The sequence below is a fragment of the Streptomyces sp. NPDC088252 genome (genome assembly GCF_044740965.1).
In the GTDB taxonomy this organism is placed as follows: domain Bacteria; phylum Actinomycetota; class Actinomycetes; order Streptomycetales; family Streptomycetaceae; genus Streptomyces.
The window spans coordinates 23,368-41,106 of the sequence record NZ_JBIURS010000042.1 but is presented as its reverse complement, the minus strand read 5'-3'; the positions used below and the strand labels follow the sequence as shown (position 1 = coordinate 41,106).

The following is a 17,739-nucleotide window of genomic DNA, read 5'->3' as shown; positions in this document are numbered from 1 at the left end:
TACTTCATGAAGTCCCCGCCGGTCCAGTACTTCGACGACGAGGCCCGCGAGAACGTCGAGAAGTTCATCAGGGGCGACGTCGAGCGCTAAGAGTCACACCTCTGACCTGCACTGATGCCAAAGCTGTGCATCCATGCGAAGTCACAGCAAGGCGCCGCCCGCACTGGTTCAGTGCAGGCGGCGCCTTGGTTTGCGTTGGTATTCGATGGGCTGGGACGGGGTCGCGAGCTTGATCATCTCCCAGATTTCTCCCAGATTCCCCTCTCACTGAGGCGCCCTGCCAATCCGTCCTGGCACATACGGCCCCGCCGCATCAGCGGCTCGGAGCATCCGCTGCTCCTCCTCGCGCAGTACGCAGCTGCCGCACATCAGGAGTTCGACGGACGACCCATCACGGTCCGGGAGGATGGCGATCCTAGTGACGAACCGCTGGTCGTCATGACACCGAAAACAGCGGCCTGGACGCCAGACGTACGCTGCGAGGATGGTGACGGGCGACAGCTCTGCCGGCTCTTCCTCGGTGAGGTCGTTTGCCGCTCGGCGGGAGTGTGGCGTCTCAGGTAGCCACGGAGGCCGCGACGGGTCGGTTGCCCCATCGCGGGACGCTCGCCCGATCCAGTCGGGCCGGTCGTTCACAGCTGGCTCTTTCGGTCGAGATTCGGCCATGTGACCGAACCTCATTATCGAACCTTCATGCGAAGGCGCAAGATCCATATTTTTGCCTGGCCAGGCAATGACAATGGGTGACGATCGGGATTCCTTGGCGTAATGCCGATCAAGCCCCAACCAGACTGGGTGATCGCCCGGCGCCAGGCGGTCGGCGAGCGCATCCGGCACGCGCGTGTGAACGCCAATCTCACGCAAATGAGACTGGCTGAGCACGTCGGAGTGGAACACCGAACCATCCACCGGATCGAGCACGGAACCAGCGATCCGGGGCTCGGCCTGTTGATCATGGTCGCTGCCGCTGTGCAGGTTCCGCTCGCCGACCTCGTACAGGACTAAGCCCCGGCCGGCCGACGGGGGCGGTCGACCGGGGCGGTTTCGGGGACTACAGCGCGGGCTGTCCGCTGCCGGGGCAGGTCTCCGTGCCGGTGCCGTTGACCTGGTGCATGGTGGTCGGCTGTCCCGGCTCGGAGCCGACACCGGCGCCGCAGACGGGACAGGCGCCCGCACACTGGCCGGGGTCGAAGCGGTGGTTGGTCGTGTCGCACATATCAGTTCCTCCTTGATGGGGGTGGTGCTGATAGGTGGTGCACTCCGCCCCGGCCGACGGGCCGGGCGGAGGTCTAGGAGATCTTCCGGACGAACGCCTTGGCTGTGTTGTGGAAGATCACAGTGAGGCCGTAATTGCCGTCTTCGCCTTCGCGGGTCGACCAGCGGGTGATGCTCGCGATCTCAGGGCATTCGGCGTGCGCGATGACGGCGGCCAACCACGCTTCGGGGTGATCTCCGGGTTTCGGGGCCTCACCGGTGGGCGGCGGGGTGTCCTTCACGCCGACGTCGGCCTGGTCGTGCTTCTCGCCCTCCGCGAGTTGGCCGATGATCTGCCAGCGGGCCTCGCCGGAGCTGGTGACGATGGCAAGTCCGTAAGGGTGCGTGTTGTCACCGGCCTCGGTCAGAGTCTGGACGCGGGTGGTGCCGGGGGTGTTCTTGACCAGGTCGAGCACGTAATCCTGAAATCGCGCAGGTCGCATTTGTGATCATTCCTTCCATGGCGGCCGAGCCAGTCTAGGCGGGGCGCGGCCCGCGATTCCGGCGCACCAACGGAGCGGGCCCGCCCGCGGCTGGTCGGCGCGATCAGCAGCCGCGAGCGGGAGTCATGACTGGTGCGGTGCGGCCTCGGCGGGCCACGAGACGCAGGGGCGGTCCCATGACGGGCGGGTGAAACGGTCGTAGTGGTCGCCCGTGTGGCCGGGCTCTAGGGTGCAGCGCGCGTTGGTCTTGGGGTCCATGTCCCAGCAGTAGCAGGGGATGAGGTTGGTCGATTCGGTCTTCATCGGCGGCGGGTCTTCCGCCAGACCCGGCCGAGCCGGACAGCCGTGAGGCACAGGGCCCCGGCGCGACAGGTGGCGCACGCCGTGGTGTGGTCGATCCAAGTGCGGTACGCGGCGTCCGGCGAGGGCGGTCGCTTCGTCTGGGCGGTCATGTGCGGTCCTTCCAGCAGGAGCGGCAGCAGCGGGGGAACCAGCGCGCCGAGCAGCCGTGGGCGTCGACCGGACGCGACCCGAGGTCATGAGCCGCGCCGATGGCCAGAGGAGCGGCGCACCAGACGCAGTTCGCGCCGCGCTGCTGCGCGTCGGACAGTGTCACCGGGTCAGGCAGAGGTAACGCAGCAGCAGATGGGGGCATGGTCGGCTCCATGTCGGTGGCTGGTGACCACACCGTACGAGCGGGAAATGCAAACGAGGGGCAGGAATCCTGCCCCTCGCTCAAGGGTTCGGACTAAGCGGCCAGCAGACCCAGTTGGTCAGCCAGTGCCGCGGCTCGCTGCCGCCGCGCTGGGCTCCGGGCCTCGGTCTCCTCCAGCACGATCCGGCGTGCGTAGCCGTTGTACTTGATCGTTTCAGGGGCGGCTTCGTGCGCCTTCTCCAGCGTGGCGAGTGCGGTTTCCGCCTGGCCGTCGAGCTGGTACGCGCGCGCCTCCTCGATCCGGTGCCGAGCCAGCCGAGGCCGGGACGGAATCGCGAGCGCATCCGCCGCAATGACCTGGCGCACTGACTCCCCGCCGGCACGGAGCTCAACAGCAATGGTGACGGCATGCGCGCCCATGATGGCCTGCGAGAACGACGTCACCGGGTGGTAGTAGCCGGGGGTGAGCTTCTTGGATGTGGCCTTGGCCTTGTCCCACCATCCCAGGGCGTCCCCGGTCGCGCCGCGGCGCGCGGCCGTGTATCCGGCTTCGAACTGAAGGGCTCCAGCGATTGCCATCGTTCGGTCGTCGGCGCCGGGCAGGAACCTCTCCAGGTAGCCGAGCGCCTCCAGAGTCATGGCGTCCGCAGCGTCGAAGTGGCTCGGGCCGGTGTCGCGGTGCGCCTGCGCGGCCAGCCACGCGGCTACCCCGATCGCGTGCGGGTCCTCGGACTCCTGCGCGGCGACCAAGCCGCGCTCGGCCACTCGCCAGAGCAGGGCACTGTCGGGCTGGTAAGCCACGAAGAACTGGCTGAGGCTGTACACCTCGGAGAGTACGGCCTGAGCCGCACGCCGGTCCGCCGCTGAATCGGACTGCCGTACAGCCAGTTGGCCATCGCGGATCAGGCCGGGCAGCAGCTCGCCGATGACCTCGCGGTGGTTCGGTGCCTGGTGCCGGGCGTCCCAAGCCTTCGCGAGCCGGGCCGCCAGGTGCTCCGCCGACGGCGCCTCGCGGTCGCCGCTCAGGGTCAGGGCGTTGACCGCGTCCCGAACAGCCGGCAGTCGGGAATGCCCCGGACCGATGAACAGGTCAACGGGCGCGCTCTGGTCGCCGGTCAGGTCGGAGAGGTCCCGGACCCGCAGCAACTCGGCGATCCGCAGGACCACCGGGAGCTTCGGCATGCCGATCTCTCCTCGCTCCACCTGCTTCACCCACGAGGGGGACATACCCAGCAGCCCAGCCATGATCGGGCGGGACATGCCGCGCTTCGTGCGGAGGATCTGCATGCGTTGCCCGAATCCCAGCGGGTCGGCGTACGGGTCCGGGGTAGCATCAACAGGCATGGCCTTGCCCCTCTCTGAACAGCTCGTCACTGCCAGAGTATGGGCAAGGCCCTTTTTCGTGGGGTGCGTCACTTGATTCCGGACGCACGATGCCGCCCCCTGCACCGACCGTAGCCGGAACAGGGGGCGTGGTTCATGAGCGGCGGCGGTCTGGTGGGAGGCCAGCCATGGTAGGGCTCGGCGGCGGAGCAGGGTCTGGGCTGGATGGTGCGGTGCGGCGGCAGACCAGTGCATCCGGGTCGCCTGGTGGGGGCTGGAGGCTGTACCCGGCCGGGCATGTCTGACCGTCGCGACCAGCCGCGCCGTCCTTCCCGTCACGGCCATCCTTGCCTGCGGCGCCGGGCGGGCCGGCAGGTCCCGCGTCGCCCTTCGGTCCGGCCGGGCCGGGCACGGTGGAGTCAGTGCCGTCACGGCCGGCAGCACCCGACGGGCCAGGAGACGGCGTTGCCGCCGGGCCGGTCGGCCCGGCCGGGCCGCGGTCGCCCTTCACGCCCTGCGGTCCCGGCGGGCCAGGAATTGGTACCGGGACCTCAGCACGGGCCGGGAGGTCGTCGATTGCCTGAGACGGGTCAGGTGCGGCCGGCGTTTCTCCCTTGGCCCTGATCTGGGCTCGCAGCGTCCGTACATCGGTCGCGAGCGTTGTCACGGCGTCGCCGCGGCGGTCCGCCTCCGCGGCAAGATCGGTTGCGCGTGCCTCAGCTTGGTTGATCTGGAGGAAGGCCAGCGCCAGGCCGCCGCCGAGGAAGAGGAGCGCGGCAGCGATCCACAGCAAGTAGCGGCGCCTGTAGAAGAGACGCTCTGCCCGTGTCACGGCGTCCCTCCCAACTGGGTGACGAGCAGCCGAAGCCGCGCGCTCTCCGCCCGCTCCGCCGCCAAGTCACTGCGCAGCGTGGCCAGCTCGGAGCGCAGTTCTTTCCGTTCCTCCTGTAGCTGGTCGGTCAAGCTGTTGAAGCCTGTCAATGCTCCGCCCTCCCGGGTCGCCCTCGATGCGCCCCGGGATCCGTACATGGCCGCTGCCGCTGCTACCGGCGAGGCCAGCAGTGCACCCAGCGCGGTCAGCATGGCAGCGTCCACACGGTCCTCCAGTGCGCTCGTGGCAGCTCAGACGCCCTTGGCGAGCGAAGCCGAGTTCGTGACGTCCCGCCACCGAGCGAGCAGCCCCTTCAGCAGCGACCCGCCGGCGGCGATACCGGCGATCCCGGCGTTGTGCCACATGGACAGGTCGAACGGCTGGGTGAGGACGAGGCCGCCAACGAAGGCCTGGAGGCCCGTAGACAGGACCCGCTCGGCCAAGTCGCGGGCGTAAGTCTTGGCGCCCTTGATGACGGTCTGCGTCGCGGGCAGGGGGAACGGAGTCTCGCCCATGTCAGGCCTTCTTCTTCCAGTTCGGGCCCCGGAATGCCGCCGGGAGGTCGGGGGTTTTGTGAGCGAGCGCGGCAAGGTACCGCCTGATCGTCTTCTGCGCTCTTGGGTCAAGAAGTCGATGATTGAGGCTCGGGTGAACGCCAGCGTCGACCGACATGGATCAGTCCTCCTTGGGGGAATCGGTGTCGTGCCAGACGATGCGGGTGTAGCCGCCGTGCCCGTGGATTGCTTCGGCATCCTCGATGCGGTCCCAGTTGACCGTGGACGCCCGCTCACCCCGCCAGCGCAGTGTTGCGGTTCCGTCGGGCCAGAGAACGCCGTCGGCGACCCGGCCGGTGCCGGAAGCGCCAGTGACGTCGTGGTCACGCTGGAGGTGGAAAAGGCGGGGCTCGGCCATGGTCACTTCCCCTTGGTCAGGGCGGTCAGGGTCTTGTCGATGCGGCGGACCCGGGTCACCAGGTCGGCGAACACCGACCGCCCGGTCCAGTAGTGGCGGGGGCTCTTCGGGTCGTCGCTGTAGTCCGCGGCGTCCTTCGGTGCGTCGAAGCGGTCCGCGGACAGCAGCCGTTCGACGACCGCGTCCGCGACCTTCTTCACGTCGGCATCGGTCAGGGCCATGGGGTCCTCCTTGCTCGGGGTGGTGGAGCCGCCGGGTGACCAACTGGCGGGGTGGGTGAGGCGCTCGGCCACGTCGGCGCGCAGGGTGGCCATCGAAATCCCTCGGGGGTCGACCTTGTCGCTCGACCACTCCAGGTGGCCGATCACAGACTTCGCCGTCCAGCCGTGCGCCCGGCACAGGGCGGCCTGGACGCGGACGATCGCGTCGTACTGAGCGGCCGGCCACGGGTCCTTGCCGTCGCCGAGGTTCTCGCACTCCCAGCCGTAGAAGTGCCGGTTCCCGTCAGTCCCGTTCGCGTTGCCCTTGGTCGGCGGGGTGGGACGGGTGCCGTAGGACTCAGCGATGACCTGCGCGAGGACGGCCGGGTCACCGCCTCCAGCGTGGTTCGTGCGACCCCATCCGACCAGGTGCACCTGGCCGTCCTTCGCGATCATCCCGTGGCACAGCGGGCCCGGCAGGGACGCGTAGCCGTCGCGGACCATGGCGACAGTGGACGAGGTGCCCTTCGTGACTGTGTGGTGGACGATCGACCCGTTGAGCGGGCCCCACGGGCCTTTCTGATTGCGGTTGTGGGTGCGCCAGTTGCCGACTTCGACGACGCGCACGCCCTCGGCGCGCAGAGCCGCTAGTACAGCAGTAGCGGACAGAGGAGCGGCCATTCAGGCCTCCAGACATGCGAGGAGCCCCGGCCGTGGTGGCGCGGGGCTCGGAGTGGGACGGGGTCAGGGGGTACTGATGCTGACGATGTTGATCAGGCCGGTGGCGCTGGCGTTGTAGTTGCGGCCGACGAACACCGACCAGGGCACCCGGTACGTGCTGTCTGTGACCGTGGTGGTCAGCCCGGACACTTCGGGTATCGACACGGTGATCTGCGTCGCTGTGATGACGCACCGCAGGGTGTAGACGGTGTTCGCCGCCAAGTCCGCGCCTGCCGTGGTGTTCGCCAGCTGAGTGGACGTTCCGGCCGCCTTGTCGTCCCGGTAGATGCGCAAGCTGCGGTTGTTGCTGACCTGGACCGTGTAGCCGTTGTGGCGGATGTCCGAGCCGGACAGCACGGTGGCGTCGTCGTCGGCACCGAGGTGGAGCGACAGCAGCGACCAGCCAGCCGAACCGGCTGTCGGCACGCTGAACTTCACGTCGAACGTGCCGGTCGCGGGCGCGGGTGAGACTTCCCCGGCCAGGATGACTTGCGCGTCCGACGCGGCCGAGCTGGCCGGCGGCGGAAGCGGTATCCGGCCGGACGCGTCCAGGACCGGTCGGGCCGCGCCGGACGGCACGTAGCCGGGCCCCCACGTCCCCACCCCAAACGTCGAGGCGGTGCGCCTCGGGACGGCTCCGGAGACGTAGGCCGGGTAGTCGGCGATGATGCCGCGCATCCCCAGTGCGAGAGCGCGGTCGCGCTGGACCCGTCGGGCCAGGGTGTGCGCCCAGACGCCGAGCGGGTAGTTCTGTGCGATCGCCGCGGTGATCTGGGCGTCCGTGCCTGCGATGTCGAGGTCCAGGAGGTCCGCGCCACTGTTCTTGATCGTGGCCGGGTTGTCGGTGGCCATCTGTGCGGCGGACCGCCACAGATGGGCGAGGCATCCGTTGTTCTTGATCGTGGTCATGACGCTCGGCGTGTTGCTGTTGATCAGTACGCTGCGTTCCAGGCGCCGGGCCTTGATCATGGCGGCCAGCACCGGGACCGATGCTGCGTCCTTGGCTTCCACCGTGAGGACGTACCGGCCGCCGAACTCGTTCAGCAGGTCCTCGACGGTCGGCACGACCAGGTCGGGGTATCCGGCCGCGAACCAGGTCGACGGGTCCAGGCGGGCGGAGGCCAGTTGCGCGGCCGTGATTTGTGCGGCGGTGCCGGACTTGTTGGTGACGCGGTCGATCGTTGCGTCGTGCATTGAGACCAGGGTGCCGTCGGCCAGGAGGCGGGCGTCGATGTCGAGGACCTGGGAGTACGCCCGTGCCGTCCTGAGCGCGTCGATGGAGTTCTCGGGGCTTTCGCCTGCGCCGCCTCGGTGGGCGTCGTAGACGATCGCGGGCAGGGTGTCGACGGTGGCGGCCTCGCCGAGTCGGGACTGAACGGCGGTGATTGCCGCGGAGGCATCGGCGGAGGCGGCATCGGCTTTCGTGGACGCGGTGGTGGCAAGGGACGCAGCGTTGGCGGATGCGGTGAGTGCGGTGGCGGCCTGATCGGCGGCGGTCGCGGCCTGGGCGGCGGCGCCGGTCGCGGCCTGGAGCGCTTCGGTGGCTACCTCGCGACCGGAGACGTACCAGCGGACAGTTCGGCCGCCGGACGCGTTGTACTCGTATTCGATCTGCGGCCATTCGCACATCCACTGCCGGATCGCGCCCGGCGCGGTGGAGTTGGCGGGGTTGGAGCGGAGCTGCCCGATCGGGGTGGTGCCGTCCGCCTCGTACAGGGCGGTGATCAGCTCACCGGACCCGGCAATGCGGACGTTGAGCGGGTAGTCGGGGACGACGTCGCCGTGCGGGTCGGTGAGGACTTCAGCGGGGGTACCGCCGTAGGTGTACAGGGGCATGAGGTGTGCCTTCCTAGTCGAGCCAGTAGTAGCCGGACAGGTCCACCCACGGCACGCCGGTGCCGTCCTGGGAGTACCAGATGATGTCGCCGACCGTGCCGGAGCTGGTGGACGATGCGTTGCCGAGGCATTCGAGGCGGCCCAGGCCGACGACAGGATCGCCGGAGAGGCTGGACCCGCCCGCCCAGGAGCCGTACTTGGCGGGGCGGCAGTCGGCGGGGACGGACGCGATCTTGATGCCGGAGATGGGGAAGACGCCGCCGTCGACGCGGACCAGGCGCCCGCGGAGGTGGACTTGCTTGCCGATGATGCGGCACTCGGGCGCGAACTCACCGGACTGGTAACCCGATGCGGGGGTGACTGCGCGCCATGCCGGCAGCGGCTCGGCGATCGTTGCCCAGGTGTTGGCGGTGGCTGATGTCTTCAGCCACACCGATCCGTCGGCCGCCGACACGAGCGTGTGCAGCGGGGCGCCGGAGTACAGGCTGTCGCGCTGGGCTTTGTTGGTGACGTGCTGGACCAGGTGTGGGTCCACGGCTCCGGCGAGCGTGGCGAGCGCGGCCGGGCCGAGAGGGGCGTCGCCGCCGTCGGGCACGGGGAGTTGGGCGTATCCGATGGTCGCCATGTGGCTCCTTACGCAGAGAACTTGATGGTGAGCTGGCCGCCGCTGACGGCCATGTAGTCGGTGCTGCCGCGGGCGTAGATGGCCAGGCCCCGGGCTGTGCCGGTGGCCAGGGCGGTACACCAGGAAGCGGGCAGCGTGGCCGTTCCGCGGGCGCCGACGGACAGGCGCAGCAGCTCTTCCGGGCCGGTGCCGAGGTTGAGCTGTCCGGAGGGTTCGTTCTGGTAGCTGTGCAGGTAGAGATGCATGGGGCGCTTGGCGTTGGTGCCGGAGCCGCGTGCCCGGGTGAATGAGACGGACATCGAGGAGACGGTCTTGCCCGCGCAGGCGTTGGCGATCTTCGCGCCGTAGAACCAGGCGCCGCGGCGGTCGCCGCCGCCGGTCCAGTCGCCTTGCATGGGCCCGGATGCGTAGTCGTCGGGGCGGCCGTTGCGCCAGGACCCGGAACTGTTCGGGGTGACGGTGACGGGGCTCGGCGCGCGTCCGGGTGGTACTGGCGGGGACGGGTCGGTGACCGTAGTGAGCTGTACGTACAACTCCACCTTCCCGGCCGCGTTCTTCCGGGCGTAGACGGTGGTGCCTGCCTGCCAGCCGGTGCCCGTGGGGGCGGCGGTGCCCCAGGTGACCGCGCGCACGACCTGCATGTCGGCGGCGGTGTCGGCGGCGATCTCCCGGATCTCGTCCTCGGTGGCTTCCCCGGGGTCGTCGCCGAGCCGCCACACGACGACGGGGCGGGCGCCCTTGGTGACGGCCACCCAGTCCCCGGCCTGGCGGTTGCGGTAGCCCTCGGAGCACGGGATGTCGAGCAGCAGCTCGTCGCCGATGCGCAGGTTGACGCCGCGGTCGGTGACGCCGTCGACCTGTGCCGAGCGGGTCTGGAGTCCGGCCGGCGCACGTGGTGCGAGGAGCTCGCCGAGTTCGGCGGCGGGGTCGCTCATGTCAGCCTCCTCGTGGTGGTGCGGGTGGTGCAGGACTGGGAGGCGGAGCCGAGGGTGTAAGGGCAGGAGTCGACGATGTGGGCCTGCCACTCACCCGGGCGTACCTCGACCTCGACGACGTCCCCGGGCTCCAACCCCGGATTGCAGGCGGCGGTGAAGGACAGCGATGCCTGGATGCCGAGGGAATCGGCGAGGCGGGCGCGGCCGACGTCGTAGCCCTGGCCGATCGTGGTGATCAGCGGGGAGGCGTAGCGGGCGGACCGGATCCGGACCCCGGTCAGGCCCAGGCGCTGCGGAGCGAGGGGATCGCCGACGGGATCCGGGCCCGCGTAGGTGAGCGACCCGGGGTCGTCGTCCCACACGTACACCGGGCCGATCGCCGGTGAACCGTCCCCGCCGTCCCCGGACACCGACCACAGGTTCACCAGGCCCTCGGCTGATTCCTGCTCGGCGGGCTGCACCAGGGCCTGGCCGTAGGGGATCCGCCAGACCACCGGGTCGTCCAGGGTCGGGACCGGGGCGAACGTCATGATCCCGGCGGCGTCGGCGTACAGCTCGGCGGCGAGGGCGGCTGCGATCCCCGTGTCCGTACCGCTGGTGTCCGTGCCGCCGGACAGGGCGGCCCACCGGTCCTCGTCGACCACCCAGGCCGGCATCGGTGTGTCCGCGACGACTCCGTCCAGCCATGCGACCGGTATCCCGGGCAGGGCCTCCCCGATCAGGGTCTGGGCCAGGGCGCGGGCGGAGTCCGGGCCGACCGTGCGCGGGGTGGGCAGGTGGGCCTCTCGGATCATCTGCTCCCGGCCGAGGAGCTCCACCGAGGCGCCGTGCCGGGTGCGGGTGAGCCGGTCGATGACGTACACCCCGGCGGGGATCCACTCCACGTCCATGCGCGGTGCCTGGATCCCCTGGAACAGCCGCACTTGCGTGACGACGGTGTTGATCCCGGAGACTCCGAGGGGGACGCCGACGAGGTCGGCGGTGCCGGAGTACCGGCATTCCGCGGTACGGTCCGGCCGCACCTCGGCCGAGCCCAGCTTCGGCACCGGGGTCCAGGTGGCGCCGCCGTCGTTGGACCAGTCCGCGCGGATCGGCCGGCGCGCGGCCTGGGTGAGAGCGGCCAGCGCCCGCGCGGAGATCGGCAGCATCTACAGGACTCCGTTCGTCGAGAGCGACGCCCAGCTGCTGTAGCTCGCGGCGACCGCGTCCCAGGTGGCGAAGCGGCGGGCGACCTCGTCCCAGGACCAGCCGGGCATTCGCATCGGCGCGTCGGCCGTGGCCGGGCGGTCCACCGGCTCGACGGTCCACGTGAACTGGTAGCCGCCCGAGGCGCCGAGGCGGCCGGTGGGTGTGGGGCCGGTGATGTCCGCGGGCACGTGGTAGGCGTCCGGCATCGCGACGTAGCCGGGCCGGGTCTGCGCGAGGAGAACCCCGGACCGCAGGAGCGCGCGGACCTGGTCGACCTGCTCGGGCGGTACGTCGACCGTCACCGTGTACGTCTCGGCGGCGTGCTCGTCGAACGCGACCACGCGGTAGGGACTGCCGGGGATGTCGGCGGTGTCCTGCCGCCCGGCGCTGGTCGGCTCCGGACGGCCCACGATCATCGCCCGTAGCGACAGCGACGGCTGGTCGACGGACTTCAGCCACAGGTCCCGCACCTGCCCCGGGACCGGGGCGGGTACCGTCACCGCGAGCGACGAGGAGGGCCCGGTGGTGCCGTCCTCGTACACCGGAACGGCCGTGTACACCACGGGCACGCCGAGCGGGGCTTCGTGGTCGTACGCAGTCCCGACGCCGCCCAGCGCCCACGCCGGGTCAGCGGACCGGACAGGCACCGGCCCGGCCGCCCCTGGATCGGTGCGGGTGATCCGCACACGGCGCACCTGGGACGCGGCCGGCAGGGGCGTGCCCGCCCGATAGTCGAGGGCAAGCACCACCCCTGCCCACTCAGGCTGGACCACGGCGGCCAGCCACCGGTCCGGGCTGGTCACCCGGGCCGGTGGCTCCACCAGCGGTGCGGACGGATCTACGATCAGCGGCATTCCCTACCTCCCTTTCGTGCCCGCCCGCGCGCTGCGGCGGACTGTGGTCAGCCGCGCATCCACGCGGGTATCGAAATGGGCGGCGAGCGCCGTCCCGTCCTCCAGGACCAGGGCGACGCCGAGCCCGTCCAGTGCGGCGAGCGGGTTGTCACCTGTGCGCTGGGACGTCACCGGGACGACCGGAGCGGCCGGCACCGCGCCCTCGCCCAGGCGCTCGGCCTGTGCGGCGACCGCGGGCGCCATGGCCGCCATACCGGCGACGACCCCGGCCCCGACATCTGCACCGGCCTGCGCGCCCTTCCTGCTCGGCGAGTGGGCGTCGATTCCCTTCTTCGACCGAATGGCCTTGATCGCGTTCGCGCCGAGCTTGGCCATCGCGTTCTGGATGTCCTTCTGCTGGCCGAGCAGCCCGGCAAGGAACCCCTTGCTGGCGTCCTTGCCCGCGTCGTACATCAGATCCGCCATCGACCGGCCGTAGGACGTCGACAGCTTCGAGCCGCTGGCAACCAGTGAGTTGAGCTGCTTCATGTCCGCGCCGGTGGCCCGGGACACGAGTCCGGCCAGCTGGCTGTCCGGTCCCATCTCGACGAGCTGCGCGATCAAGTCCTTGGACGCGCCGCGCTTCTGGGCCGTCAGCAGCGCGTTCTGGAACCCGCGCGCGATGTCCTGCCGGTCCTTCATCCCGGCAATCAGATCGCCGACGCTCGTAACGTCGGCGAAGTTGGAGACGCCGAGGAAGTCCGCCATGGACTTGGACTTGTCGGCGCCGTACTCCTTCGCGGCGGTGATCTTCGCGGTGATGGCGTCGCGCTGCTTCGCCATCGTCTGCAGCTTGGCCGCGGCCTTCTCAGTCGACTTGGCCAGCTTCGCCCCGGCCCCGCCCGCCGCCTTCAGGTCCTTCGTCAGCTTCTCGGCCGCCTTGCCGATGGCGGCGGCCGTCCCGGTCAGGCTCTTACGGAACGCGTCGAGATCGTCCGGGATCTTGCTCTTGGGCTTCGCCTTCGCCTTCGCTGTGCCCTTCGCGAACCCGCGCACCGGGCCGAGGCCGGCCGCCATCCGCATGGACTCGGCGTTGGAGTAGATCACCTCCCCACCCCGGAACTCCATGAGCTCCGGGCCGTTCTCCCCGACCCAGGCGATCTCTCCCGGACGGGGCGACCCGCCGTCGGCGAACCCGCGCAGGCCGTACCGGTGGGTGAACAGCGGGTCCATGTAGCTGCGGGCCCGCGAGCCGACCATCACACCGTCGCCGCCGCGCGATTCCACGTTGACGCCGTTGATGGTGCCCGCCGTGTGACCGACACCCGCGTTGGTGATGCCGATCATGTACGGGCTCTTGGCGCCGAGGACCCAGCCGGGCGGGGCCGTGGCACCGGAGAACGCCCCTGTCGCCCACCTGCGGTGCGGCTTCTGGCCCCGGATGACGGACTCGATCGCGGATACGAACCCGCTGCAGTCCCAGCTGGGGTTCCCATTGCCGCCCCACTGGTACGCCTTGCCCGCCTGCGTGCGCGCCCAGGCCAGCGCCCCCTTGAACCCCTTGCCGCCGACTCCGGCCTTCTCCAGCTCCGAATCTGCCTTGCCGGAGTACCCGATGATCTCCTTGATCATCCGTTTCGGGATGCCGGTGATCATGTCCCGGTACAGCGACGCCGAGCCGCTGATCTTCGAGATCAACGGCTTCACGACCGAGTTCAGCCCGGCCTCGGCGGACGCCTTGACGCCGTCCTTCAGCCACGACACACCGGATTTGGCGAGGTCGAACCCCTTGGACGCGGTGTTCTTCACCCAGCCGAAGATCCCGCCCTTTGCGAACCCCTCGCCACGGAACGCCGACAGGGAACGTCCTTGCATGGCGGCCTTGTTGACCGCGTGCAGCCGGGCCCGCTCATACGGGTCGCGCATCGCCTCGGAGACGTAGACGCCTTCACCGCGGCGCATCGGGACGAGCTGGTCGTCACCCTGCCGGTAGGTCGACTGGCCGGGCAGGACACCACCGCGGGCGAAGCCCTTGAACGCGGGCAGCTTCGGGGCACCGAAAGCTCCGGCCACGGTGTTCCAGACGCCCCGAATAGCCTTGTTGTAGACAACGTCGATGACGAATGCGATCGGTTTCTTCGCCAGATCGGCGATCTTGCTGAACTGGTCGCCGATCACGTCCTTCGCCGCGGTGAACGCCTTCCCGAACAGAGCGGCTCCGGCCTTGCCCTTGTCGAACACCGGCTTGAGCGCCTTGGTCCACAGCCACGATGCTTTGTCACCGATGGCCTGGAACGCTGGCTGAACGTAGGCGGACCACAGGGCCCTGATCTGGGCGCCCACGAGACCGATACCGATCTTCATCAGGTCGAACGCTGGCTTGACCTTCGCGGACCACAGCCAGGCGACCTTGCCACCGATCCACCCCATCACTGGGGAGACCACCGATTTCCACAGCCAGGACATGACTGCTGCCACGGCCCGCACCTGAGCGACGATGCTGTTGAACGCGGGCTTGATCCCGTTGTTCCACAGCCACATGGCGCCTGCGGCGATCGCCGAGAACACCGGCTTCAGCGCGACATTCCACAGCCAGGAGGCAGTGGCGGCCAGCAGCTTGAACGTGGCGATGATCGGCAGGAGCGCGACGACGACCACGGCGGTGACGAGGATCCGTGCAGCCATACCGATCGCCGAGAACACCGGGGACAGCACGGTCGACCAGAGCCACAACGCCGCTGCACCCACGGCCTTGAGCCCGGTCATGAACGCGTCCACGCCCGGCTTCAGGAACGACCACAGGGCCTGCCACCCTGCCTGGATCGCCCGCCACGTCCCCTGGACGATGTTCCGGAACGTCTCGCTCTTCTTGTACGCGACGACCAAGGCGGCGCCGAGCGCCACCACACCAATGACGATCAAGGTGATCGGGTTGAGGGCCATGACGCCGTTGAAAATCGCCTGCGCGGCGGCCCAAGCCCGGGTAACAGCGGTGATCCCGCGCACGGCGATCGAGTAGGCACCCAGCACACCGAGGCTGACGCCGGTCGCAATCGCGTTCGCGGACATTGCCAGCGTCACACCGCCAATGGCGACGGCGAGCGGGGCGAACCACAGCCCGTACTCCTTGACCCACCGGGCACCGGCCATGAACGCCTCGCCGAGGGCCCGCACGACCGGCACCACGCGGGTGTCCACGAACCCGGCGAACGACTTGACCTTGGGCAACACGTCGGAGTTCAGGACCTTGCCGAACTGCATCAGACGCGGCAGGACGTACTTGGCCGTCGTGTCGCCGATCACCATCAGCGCCTTGCGCTTGAACTGCTCGAACTTGACCCCGGCGTTGCTCCGCAGGTCGTCCCCGGCCTTCTTTGCCGCGCCCCCTACCTTGCCGAGGTCGGCGACCGCCTTCGACGGGTCCAGGGCGAACAGTGCCTGCCCCATGTCTTCGGCCTTGGTGCCGAACAACTCGACGGCGGCGGCGTTGCGGTCGATCGGGTCCTTCACCTTGCGCAACGCGTCCAGCGTCATGGTGAAGGCGGTGCGGGCGGAATCGCCGCCCTTCCCGATCATTTTGAACATCTTGTCGGCGTCCAGGCCGACCAGCTTGTAGCCGCCCCGGATCTTGTCCGACCCCGCGACAGCCTCGATCGTGAACTCCTTGACCGAGTCCGCGACGACGTCCGTGTCCCGGGCACCGGCCTTCATGCCCTGAGAGATCAGCCCAGTGGCAGTCTTCGCATCCAGGCCCATCGACCGAAAGATGGTGCCGTACTCGTTGAACGTGTCCATCAGGTCATCGGCGCGCGGACCCATGACCTGGAAGCCACGGGTGAACACGTCGAACGCCTCGTCCGCGTTCTTCGCCAGTCCGGTCTTCACCGCCTGCCCGGCCGCGTTGGCGGCCTGCGGCATGTCGACCTCGAACAGCGAGGCGAGATCCTCCGCCTTGGTGGCAATCGCTGCCAGCTGCTTCGTGGTGGCCTTCTCCGGCGCCAGCCCGGCGGACATGACCGCGCGCACCGCTGCGGCCCCGTCCTCCACCGACCCAGTCACCGCGTCCGCGTACAGCTTGCCCGCGGCCTGGCCGGCCTTCTGCGCGTCCTTCGCGGACATGCCCAGCTGGGCCTTGAGCTTGCCGGTGGCCTTCTGCTTCTCCATCGACTGCTCAAGGCCCTTGACGACCAGCGCCCCGGCCCCAACTCCGACGGCCAGGGCGCCGGCCGTCATCTTGGCCTTCATGCCGGACATGAGGCTCTCGCCGCCCTGCGCCCCGGCGCGGTTGCTGGCCCGTGCGACCGGTTCCCCGATCTCACGGTCCAGCTGGCGCCCGAAGCCGCTCATGTTCGGCAGGACGTCGACCCACACAGCACCAGCGCGGGGCATCGGCGATCACCCCTTCTCTGTGTGCTGCGGGGTCGCGATCGCGACGATCCGCTGATATCCCTGCCGGGCCTCACGGGCGGCCTTGGCCTCGGCCTTGGCCTTCTGCGCCGGGGTCGGATCGCCCGGCCGCCACACCGGATCCGGGTACGGCTGCGCGGCCGTCTTCTCGGACCGGTTCGCGTTCCGGAAGTCCGTCTCCAGACGGCCGATCCGGTCGATGAGTTCGGCGAGCAGGTATTCGGTGGTGCCCCACGGCGACCTGGACGCGGCCCGGCCCAGCGCCCCGCCGGGCGGCAGACCTTCCACCAGGACCCGCAGATGCCGCAACGTGATCCGGCCCTGGAAGAAAGCCCGCACGGGGCCGCCCTCGCCGTACTGCGGGTACTGATGACATAGGTCCGCCTCGACGGCCTCGGAGTGGTGCCCGAGGACGTCTAGGACCGTGTAGGGCGCTTCTTCACCTGGTCCTGCATGTCCTGCTGCACAGCCAGGAACAGCAGCCCGATGTCACCGTCACTGTGTCCGGCGGCCCGATACTTCTCGTACTGCTCCTCACCGAGGATCGCGATGGCCTTGTCCTTCGACGACTCGGCGCCGTCGACCTTCTCGGACCAGTCGTCATCCGCGAACAGCGGGTGCGGGAACGTCAGGACGTCGCCCTTGTCGGTCTCGAACTCCACGTCGGTGCCACCGACGGCCTCGGTGAACTGGGCCTTGACCTCGGACAGCTTGTAGCGGCGCTTGTTGGGCTTGCTCATGGTCTTCTGCTCTTTCTGGGTGGGCTGCGGGTGAGCGGGTGAAGGGTGCGGGGCGGCAGGGCTCACCCGTGCCTGCCTCCCCGCACCCGGCTTGCGGGCGGTCACGAACCGGCGCCGCCCGGACCGTCGCCCTGAGCGGCGAAGTCACGCCAGCCGGGGCCGTCGATCCACGTCGCGGAGTCCGTGCCGTACGTCTCGTCCTGGTAGGCCTGGTACGTGACGCCCCGGGAGATCTCAGCGGTGCGGGTCCACTGCTCGTCCTCGCGCCCGGACCGCAGCGCGGACGGGAAGTGGCGGACGATGTACAGCGGCTGACCTGTGATCTTGTTGAGGTCCTCGGCGATGAAGACCAGGCGCCGGTAGCGGGTCGGCGGGACCAGGGGACGCTTCCACGTCCAGGCCGCCGTACCGATGTCCGGGAGCGCCTCGGCCCCGTCCAACGGGAGGTTCTCGTACAGGGCGACCGCCGCGGCGTTCGTCTCCTGCGGCACCCACTGCGCGGTCTGCACGTCCGTCTCGACGTCGGACCGGGTCGGGGAGGCGGACTGTCCGGACTCGACGTCGTTCGTCGACAGATCACCGGAGAAAGTCACGCCGTCCGTGGTCGTGTACCCCACCGGGAGGTACCCGGCGGGCAGGGCCTGGAGCACCCCGGCCTTATCGAAGGGATCACCGACCGCGTCGGCGGTGGTGTCGGCGGCGAAGATCGCGTACCTGAGCGCCTTGCGGATCAGAGACGTCCGCAGATCGGCCATGGCAGTGAAGTCAGCGGCGGGCACGGTGGCCCCCTTTCATGA

19 protein-coding genes are annotated in these 17,739 nt (G+C 69.5%); 1 reads left to right on the top strand and 18 read right to left on the bottom strand.

Features of this window, described 5'->3' with window-relative positions; genetic code table 11:
* The first annotated feature begins 768 nt into the window (after positions 1 to 768).
* Entirely contained in the window at positions 769 to 1,005 is a 237-nt protein-coding gene (locus ACIOHC_RS41380) for a helix-turn-helix transcriptional regulator (RefSeq protein WP_365693595.1), read from the top strand.
* 46 nt (positions 1,006 to 1,051) lie between these two features.
* Here the strand turns inward: ACIOHC_RS41380 and ACIOHC_RS41375 are convergent, their stop codons facing one another.
* From ACIOHC_RS41375 to ACIOHC_RS41290, 18 genes are all read right to left on the bottom strand, one after another.
* Complete coding sequence (locus tag ACIOHC_RS41375; protein ID WP_365693599.1) at positions 1,052 to 1,216, bottom strand: hypothetical protein; 165 nt, start codon at positions 1,214 to 1,216, stop codon at positions 1,052 to 1,054.
* A gap of 73 nt (positions 1,217 to 1,289) precedes the next feature.
* Entirely contained in the window at positions 1,290 to 1,697 is a 408-nt protein-coding gene (locus tag ACIOHC_RS41370) for a hypothetical protein (protein WP_365693601.1), read from the bottom strand.
* 123 nt (positions 1,698 to 1,820) lie between these two features.
* Positions 1,821 to 2,000 (bottom strand): hypothetical protein, encoded by a 180-nt coding sequence (locus tag ACIOHC_RS41365; protein ID WP_351077127.1) that lies wholly within the window; start codon positions 1,998 to 2,000, stop codon positions 1,821 to 1,823.
* On the bottom strand, positions 1,997 to 2,149 hold the full coding sequence (locus tag ACIOHC_RS41360) for a hypothetical protein (protein ID WP_365693603.1): 153 nt from the start codon (positions 2,147 to 2,149) through the stop codon (positions 1,997 to 1,999). Before ACIOHC_RS41360 ends, ACIOHC_RS41365 begins: the two co-directional genes overlap by 4 nt.
* 296 nt (positions 2,150 to 2,445) lie before the next feature.
* The gene (locus tag ACIOHC_RS41355) at positions 2,446 to 3,696 is read right to left on the bottom strand and encodes a helix-turn-helix domain-containing protein (RefSeq protein WP_365693670.1); all 1,251 of its coding nucleotides are present in this window, start codon (positions 3,694 to 3,696) and stop codon (positions 2,446 to 2,448) included.
* A gap of 807 nt (positions 3,697 to 4,503) precedes the next feature.
* Positions 4,504 to 4,770, bottom strand: coding sequence for a hypothetical protein (locus ACIOHC_RS41350; protein ID WP_365693605.1), 267 nt, complete (start codon positions 4,768 to 4,770; stop codon positions 4,504 to 4,506).
* 27 nt (positions 4,771 to 4,797) lie between these two features.
* Positions 4,798 to 5,061, bottom strand: a complete 264-nt coding sequence (locus tag ACIOHC_RS41345) for a hypothetical protein (RefSeq protein ID WP_365693607.1) — start codon at positions 5,059 to 5,061, stop codon at positions 4,798 to 4,800.
* Between the two features lie 160 nt (positions 5,062 to 5,221).
* Complete coding sequence (locus tag ACIOHC_RS41340) at positions 5,222 to 5,458, bottom strand: hypothetical protein (RefSeq protein ID WP_365693609.1); 237 nt, start codon at positions 5,456 to 5,458, stop codon at positions 5,222 to 5,224.
* A 2-nt stretch (positions 5,459 to 5,460) separates the two neighbouring features.
* On the bottom strand, positions 5,461 to 6,339 hold the full coding sequence (locus ACIOHC_RS41335; protein WP_365693611.1) for an N-acetylmuramoyl-L-alanine amidase: 879 nt from the start codon (positions 6,337 to 6,339) through the stop codon (positions 5,461 to 5,463).
* A 63-nt stretch (positions 6,340 to 6,402) separates the two neighbouring features.
* Entirely contained in the window at positions 6,403 to 8,214 is a 1,812-nt protein-coding gene (locus ACIOHC_RS41330; RefSeq protein WP_365693613.1) for a glycerophosphodiester phosphodiesterase family protein, read from the bottom strand.
* Between the two features lie 13 nt (positions 8,215 to 8,227).
* A complete protein-coding gene (locus ACIOHC_RS41325; RefSeq protein ID WP_365693615.1) occupies positions 8,228 to 8,839 on the bottom strand; it encodes a hypothetical protein in 612 nt (203 codons plus the stop codon).
* Positions 8,840 to 8,847: 8 nt separating this feature from the next.
* Positions 8,848 to 9,774: a hypothetical protein gene (locus ACIOHC_RS41320; protein ID WP_365693617.1), complete on the bottom strand. Its 927-nt coding sequence runs from the start codon at positions 9,772 to 9,774 to the stop codon at positions 8,848 to 8,850.
* Positions 9,771 to 10,922: a phage tail protein gene (locus ACIOHC_RS41315; protein WP_365693619.1), complete on the bottom strand. Its 1,152-nt coding sequence runs from the start codon at positions 10,920 to 10,922 to the stop codon at positions 9,771 to 9,773. The genes ACIOHC_RS41320 and ACIOHC_RS41315 overlap by 4 nt, the downstream gene beginning before the upstream one ends.
* The gene (locus ACIOHC_RS41310; RefSeq protein ID WP_365693621.1) at positions 10,923 to 11,816 is read right to left on the bottom strand and encodes a hypothetical protein; all 894 of its coding nucleotides are present in this window, start codon (positions 11,814 to 11,816) and stop codon (positions 10,923 to 10,925) included.
* A 3-nt stretch (positions 11,817 to 11,819) separates the two neighbouring features.
* Complete coding sequence (locus ACIOHC_RS41305; RefSeq protein WP_365693623.1) at positions 11,820 to 16,184, bottom strand: phage tail tape measure protein; 4,365 nt, start codon at positions 16,182 to 16,184, stop codon at positions 11,820 to 11,822.
* Positions 16,185 to 16,190: 6 nt separating this feature from the next.
* Positions 16,191 to 16,541: a hypothetical protein gene (locus tag ACIOHC_RS41300; protein ID WP_365693624.1), complete on the bottom strand. Its 351-nt coding sequence runs from the start codon at positions 16,539 to 16,541 to the stop codon at positions 16,191 to 16,193.
* 77 nt (positions 16,542 to 16,618) lie between these two features.
* Positions 16,619 to 16,942, bottom strand: a complete 324-nt coding sequence (locus ACIOHC_RS41295; RefSeq protein WP_365693625.1) for a hypothetical protein — start codon at positions 16,940 to 16,942, stop codon at positions 16,619 to 16,621.
* A gap of 101 nt (positions 16,943 to 17,043) precedes the next feature.
* Entirely contained in the window at positions 17,044 to 17,721 is a 678-nt protein-coding gene (locus ACIOHC_RS41290) for a phage tail protein (protein WP_365693626.1), read from the bottom strand.
* Positions 17,722 to 17,739: the final 18 nt, after the last annotated feature.